1 protein-coding gene and 2 pseudogenes are annotated in these 4,491 nt (G+C 71.9%); 1 reads left to right on the plus strand and 2 read right to left on the minus strand.

What is annotated here, in order from left to right; genetic code table 11:
• Positions 1 to 10: 10 nt before the first annotated feature.
• Positions 11 to 3,256, minus strand: coding sequence for a tetratricopeptide repeat protein (locus ACLQ2W_RS33695; RefSeq protein WP_425791912.1), 3,246 nt, complete (start codon positions 3,254 to 3,256; stop codon positions 11 to 13).
• Between the two features lie 15 nt (positions 3,257 to 3,271).
• Positions 3,272 to 3,487, minus strand: a pseudogene (locus ACLQ2W_RS33700) (helix-turn-helix domain-containing protein); the annotation flags it as partial.
• A 279-nt stretch (positions 3,488 to 3,766) separates the two neighbouring features.
• Here ACLQ2W_RS33700 and ACLQ2W_RS33705 point away from each other — a divergent pair.
• Positions 3,767 to 4,491, plus strand: a pseudogene (locus ACLQ2W_RS33705) (hypothetical protein); the annotation flags it as partial.

The raw sequence follows: 4,491 nt of genomic DNA on the forward strand, positions 1-4,491 counted from the left end.
CCCAATTCATCTACGGCATCTGACCACCACACCCACCACGGCGGGACCCGGACACCACCGGATCCCGCCGTGGCGGCAGTGGGGTCAGGCGCGCCTCGATCGCGCCGCACTCGCGCTCCCGGTCCGGAAGGAACGTCGTCCCGAGCAGGTCCCGGACAGCCGCGCAGTGCTGCCGGGCCGTCTCCGGCTCACCCTGGCGGATCGCCACCTTCGCCCGCACGATGAGGGCATCGCTGTGCAGTGCCCGGTAGGCGTTGCGGGAGGCGATGAGGACGGCCTCCCCCGCAGTCCGGTCGGCCTCCTCGGCGGCGCCCTCGAGCAGGGCGGCCTCAGCGAGACCGATGGCCGCCTGGCACTCGAAGTACTGGAAGCCCCGGTTCCGGCTGATCGACAGGCTCTCGGTGAACCGGGCACGCGCGTCATCGACAGCCCGGCTTCCCAACAGCGCGAAGCCCAGCGTGTTGAGGGTGGCCGCCTCGGCCCGCAGGTTGCGCAGTTTCCGGGCCAGCCGCAACGCCTCGGCGGCGTTGTGCACGGCCGACACCCACTCGTGCAACTGTCGGTCGAGCTGGCTCAGCTCATCGAGCACCGACAGTTCACGCAGTGTCGACCCGGTACGACGGTAGTGGTCGAGTGCGGTCTCGAAGTGGGCGCGTGCGGGCTCGAAGTCTTCCATCTGTCGCAGGACCATCGCCAGGTTGTGCCGGTTGGCCATCGCCGACGGATGGCGCGCCGACCTCTCGTTCAACTGCTGAGCCGCCGTCAGGTAACCGGCCGCCTCGGCGAGCTGCCCCCGTTCGTGGCACAGGGTGCCCAGGTCGTTCAGGGTCACCGCCCGAACGTGGTGGAACTCGGGCCCGTCCCCCAGGGTCAGTGCCCGCTGGTAGAGCTCCTGCGCCTCGTCCGGATGGCCCAACTCGGCCTTTACGAGCCCGAGGTTGTGCGACAGGTACGCCTCGCCGACGAGCCAGCCGCTGACGCGGGCGGCCTCGATACCCCGGCGGTAGGCATCGGCGGCCAGGTGGTGCTTCCCGGCCGCCCAGTGCGCCTGCCCGATGGTCTGGTGCATGGCGGCCTGAGCCAGCACGTTGCCCGCGGCCTCCGCGGCGGCGAGCCCGGCGGACCCGGTCGCGAGCCAGGCGAGCACGTCTCCCGAGACGAAGAAGTAGCCGCGGAGCTGGTCGGCCAGTTGCCAGGACCGTGCGCCGTGTCCGTCAGCCGCGGCGGCCCCGATCGCGGCGAAGAGGTTCGCCGCCTCCTGGCTGAGCCATCCCGTCGCGGCGTCGAGGTCGGGAAACGGGTGCCCGGTCGGGTCGACATCGATCGGCAGCCGCACCATGTCGGCATAGAGCAGGTCCATCGCCGATGCGGTTCGCGTCAGGTACCAGGTGTAGAGCCGGCCCAGGGCTGCGGCGCGGTCGACGGGCGTCTCGCGGGTCTCGCCGGCTCGCAGCGCGTAGAGGCGCAGCAGGTCGTGGTACCGGTAGCGGCCCGGACCGCCGGACTGGAGCAGATTCTCCGCGACAAGGTGCTCCAGCGCCGTCCGCACACCGCGCGGCTCCGCGCCGAGCAGCGCGGCGACGGCCGTGGCCGAGAAGTCCTCACCGGGGATCAGCGCGGCGGCGTGGAAGACCTCGGCCGCCGCCGCCGGCAGGGCGCGGCAGCTGATGGCGAAGCTGCTCGTCACGGTACGGTCGCCGAGGCTGAGTCGGGCGAGCCGCAGCCGCTCGTCGGTCAGGCCCTGGAGGACCTCGGCGACCGTGCTCCCCGGTCCGCCCGCCAACCGGCCCGCCATCAGCCGCACCGCGATCGGCAGTCGGCCGCACGCGTCGACCAGGGCCTCGGCGGCCCCGCGTTCGGTGTGGACCCGGGCCGCACCGAGCTTGATCCGCAGCAGGTCCAGCGCCTCGTCCGACGTGAACACCGGCAGGAGCGTCGTGGTGGCGCCGTCCAACTCCGCACACTGGTTACGGCTGGTGACCAGGACCGCGCTTCCACCCGGACCCGGCAGCAGCAGGCGGATCTGGGCGGCGTTGTGCGCGTTGTCGAGCACGATCAGCACCCGCCGGTCGGCGAGCACGCTGCGGTAGAGCGCGGCGGCCTCGTCCTCGTCACCGGGGACGGCACGCGCCTCGACCCCGAGGGCCTTCAGCAGTCGGGCGAGTCCGTACGCGACCGCGACCGGCCGGTCGTCGCCACCGCGGAGGTCGATGTAGAGCTGCCCGTCCGGGAAGTCCCGCCGGAGCCCCCAGGCCGCCTTCAGGGCGAGGCTGGTCTTGCCGACGCCGGCCATGCCGGAGATGACGCGGACGACAGGTGAGCCGTGCTCCGGATAGCGGAACGCGCGTTCGATCTCGCGCAGCTCCCGAGCGCGTCCGCAGAAGTCCACCGGTGGCGCCGGCACCTGCTGCGGCGTGACAGCACCACGGATGTCCACCGGCGTTCCCGCGCTCCGATCTCCCGGGCCGCCGATCACGGCCTGCCGCGCCTCGATCAACTCGCGGCCGGGGTCGACGCCCAGCTCTTCGGCGAGCCGCTGGCGGACGCTCTCGAAGACTTCGATCGCGGCGGCCTGCTGACCCGAGGCGGCGAGCGCGACGACCAACCGCGCGTGCAACGATTCGTGCCACGGAAACCGCCCCGCCAGCCGGCGCAGAAGCGGGAGGACCTGCCGCTGCCGGTGCACCACCTCCCCGAGCGCCGCCAGGCGCACGGCCGCCTCCACGCGCTCCTCGGCCAGCGCGGTGATCAACGGATCATCGGCGAGTTCCGGCACGTCCTGGGCGGCGTCGTCACCGCGCCACATGTCCAACGCGTCGAGGAGCAGCTCGAAGGCGCGCCCGGCGGGCAGGGCCGGCGCGCCCGCGTCGAGAAGACGGGACCGATAGGCCACCAGGTCGAGTTGCTCGGCATCGGCCCGTAGTTGGTACCCGCCCGATCCCAGGATCACCGACGAGGGCCGGTCCGGGTGCGGTGTCGGCTCCAGCAGGCGACGGATCCGACTGATGTGGGTCTGCACCACATTGGTCGCCGACGTCGGCGGCGTGTCCCCCCACAGAAGATGGATCAGCTCCGCGCGGCTCACCGGGCGGCCGGGGGTCAGCGCGAGGCGGGCCAACACGACACGGTGCCGTCCGGTCCGGAGATCGGTGGGCTGACCGTTCCGGGTGACCACCAGCGGCCCCAGCACAGAGATCCGGGCCGGACCGGTCGCCTCCGGTCGCTCCCGCTGCGGCGGCCGGGCGAGCTGTGTCATCCGCACGCGGTCCTCGTGGTGAAGGCCCAGAGCGTCCGCGAGCGCCTGCAGGGAACGTCCTCGTGGCCTCCCGCTACGCCCCTGTTCGAGGTCACGAACCACACCGACGCTGACCCCGGCCCGGTCCGCGAGATCGGCCTGGGTCAGGCCGCGGCCGACCCGGGCTCGTCGGAGAAGCTCGCTGAGGCCGCCATTCCCCCCGTCGTCCATCGTCGACTCCCCCGTACGCATGATCGTCAACCCGTAGGGCCGCCCCGCGGCGCCCCCGGCGGCTGGCTCATCGACGGGTAGCCGGCGATCGATGCCCGCCGGCGGTGTGACGATCCGACTCCTACCTCTGTCCGGACAGATCGTAGTACGAGTTTCACTACAGGATCTGTCCCTCCAGTCAGGCGTCAGGAGCGCTCCTCACACTCTGGGGCAAGGCGAGGCGGCAAGCACGCCGGAACAGACGAGGAGAACATCTTGCACTCATACGCTCGACGAAGTGGCTGGTGGGCCCGCCGGTCAATGGTGCCGGTGGCGGTGCTGGCCGCGGCCCTGGCCGCGACGCCGACTGTGGCGTCCGCGACGCCGGGCACCTCGGCGGTGGACCCGGCCGGGCTGGCGGTCACCGCGGTCCCGGGTGATCCGGCCCTGCCCGAGTACCCGGGCCTGACGCCGCGGGTGGGAGCGGCCGCCGCGGTGGGCACCACGCCGACCCCCTGCGGCGACAACGGTTCCGACAAGGACATGCAGCGATCGGACGCGGTCAAGCGGGCACGCAGCTGGCTGAGCGTGGGTGGCGTCCCCTACAGCCAGAGCCGCTGCTATGAGAACCAGTACGGCGACTACCGCACCGACTGTTCGGGGTTCGTGGCGATGGCGTGGGGCCTCGGCGGCTCGGGAAGCGCGTTCTGGACCGGAAACCTGGACAGCAGGTCACACACGATCGCGCGTGCTGACCTCGCCCCGGGCGACGCGCTGCTCCGGCACACCGGGGATCCCAGCGAGAACCACGTCGCGCTGTTCGTGAAGTGGAGCGACTCCGCGCACACCGCTCCGGTGGTGATCGAGCAGACGGGCAGCTCGGACACGATCGAGCGGACCTGGTCGTCCAGCTACGCCGGGCTCTACACCCCGGTCCGCTACGACAACATCCTTGAGGACGTCTCTCCGGAGGACGTGCCGATCTCGGGTGACTGGAACGGCGACGGCATCGACACCATCGGCGTCTTCCGACCCAGCAACTCCAC

The organism is Micromonospora sp. DT227 (assembly GCF_049841835.1).
Classification (GTDB): domain Bacteria; phylum Actinomycetota; class Actinomycetes; order Mycobacteriales; family Micromonosporaceae; genus Micromonospora.